2 protein-coding genes are annotated in these 2,149 nt (G+C 59.5%); both read left to right on the top strand.

Translation table 11 applies throughout. The features are described from left to right. On the top strand, positions 1–964 hold a 964-nt coding region (locus WA989_RS03055; RefSeq protein ID WP_424339053.1), incomplete at its 5' end, for a LacI family DNA-binding transcriptional regulator. Positions 965–1,079: 115 nt separating this feature from the next. After that, positions 1,080–2,149, top strand: a 1,070-nt coding sequence (locus tag WA989_RS03060) for an ABC transporter substrate-binding protein (RefSeq protein WP_424339054.1), incomplete at its 3' end; no start/stop codon positions are given.

Here is a 2,149-nt window from a genome sequence, read left to right on the forward strand (position 1 = left end):
GTCGAAGTATTTCAACAACCCCGACAGCGTGCGCAAATCGACCAGACAGCGGATCGAAGCAGCACTCGATCAGCACGATTACCGCCCCAACGTCTACGCAATGAACCAAAACCGCCAGACGACCCGCAACATCGGGATCATTGTGCCCTATCTCGCGGACCCGTTTTTCAACGAAATCGGCCGCGCGGTCGAGGTTGCCTGCATCGAGGCGGGCTATAGCCCCATCCTGCTCAGCTCGCATGGCAAGCCTGAGCTTGAGACCGAAAACCTGGAATCGCTCCGGTCCCTGAAACCAGCGGGCATCCTCTTGGCCCCTTTCGGGCGGTCCTCTGACCGCAAGGCGATTGAGAAAATCGGCCGTGATGTGCCGCTTGTGCTGTTCGACGCCAATATCAGTGACTCAGGCGCGGCATATGCGGGCATGGACAATTTTCAAAGCATTGATCTGATCGTGGACTACCTGTGCCGCAGCGGCGAGCCGCCCAGCCTTTTCGAGATGAAAACACCGTCGAACCCCAACGCCTTCAAGCGGCGGCAGGCCTACGAAGAAAGCATGGCCCGGCAAGGCTGTGCGCCTCGGATCTTCCAGGTCGAAGGCCAAGGCTGGGATTTCGAGGAAATTGGCCAGCGCGAGGGTGGCGCGCTTTTGCAGCAAGGGGTGTTTCCGACGGATAGCGTGCTGTGCAGCAACGACCGCCTTGCCATCGGCATGTTATCGGCAGCATACAAACTCGGGATCAAAGTCGGTCACGCCAAGGGGTGCCAACTGCGGATTGCGGGGCATGACGATCACCCGTTTTCGCGTTTCACCTGCCCGTCCCTGACCACCATCGCACAGGATTACGAGGCCATCGCCGACAGCGCGGCAAGCACGCTGTTTCGAATCATTGAGACCAGCAACGCGCCTGTGAAACGTGTCGAAACGCTGTTTGACGGGAAATTGGTGATGCGGGACTCTGCCTAAGTTCGAAGCATAGCTGATAAAAACATCTAAAATTTACGCGCGTAAATTTTAAATTGACTTCGCGTAGCGCCTGTCAGTACCTTCTTCACCATATCTGACGTTTAGGGAGGAACGGATGACACATATCAAATCACTCTATGCCGCGACGGCCATGGCGCTGGTGACGGCGGGCGGTGCTTTCGCACAGACCACCGTGACAATCGCGACCGTGAACAACGGCGACATGATCCGCATGCAGGCATTGTCCTCGGAGTTCGAGGCACAGAACCCCGACATCACATTGGAATGGGTCACGCTTGAAGAAAACGTGCTGCGCCAGCGCGTGACACAGGACGTCGCCGCCAACGGCGGACAGTTCGACGTGATGACCATCGGCACCTACGAAGTGCCGATCTGGGGCGCGCAAGACTGGCTGGTGTCGCTCAACGACATGCCCGAGGAATGGGACGCGGGCGACCTGCTGCCCGCGATCCGCGATGGCCTGACCGTCGACGGTGAGCTATACGCAGCGCCCTTCTACGGCGAAAGCTCCATGGTGATGTACCGCACCGACCTGATGGAAGAGGCCGGTCTGGAAATGCCCGAGGCGCCTACCTGGGATTTCATCAAGGAAGCCGCCGCGGCGATGACCGACAAGGACGCCGAAGTCTACGGCATCTGCCTGCGCGGCAAGGCGGGCTGGGGCGAGAACATGGCCCTGCTGTCCGCGATGGCGAACTCCTTTGGCGCGCGCTGGTTCGATGAGAACTGGCAGCCGGAATTCGACGGCGAGGAATGGGCGAACACCGTCAACTTCTACATGGACCTGATGACGAACTACGGCCCACCGGGTGCGTCGACAAACGGTTTCAACGAAAATCTGTCGCTGTTCCAACAGGGCAAATGCGGCATGTGGATCGACGCCACCGTGCCCGCGTCCTTTGTGACCAACCCTGACGATTCCACCGTCGCGGACAAGGGCGGCTTTGCGCTGGCGCCTGACAACGGGTTGGGCCGTCGCGGCAACTGGCTCTGGGCGTGGTCGCTGGCGGTGCCCGCGGGGTCGGACGCAACTGAAGAAGCAAAGAGCTTCATCCAATGGGCAACGTCCAAAGAATACACCGCACTCGTGGCCGAGAAAGAAGGCTGGGCAAACGTCCCACCGGGCACCCGCACCTCGCTTTACGAAAACGCGGACTACCAAGA

Source organism: Henriciella sp., assembly GCF_049649345.1.
In the GTDB taxonomy this organism is placed as follows: domain Bacteria; phylum Pseudomonadota; class Alphaproteobacteria; order Caulobacterales; family Hyphomonadaceae; genus Henriciella.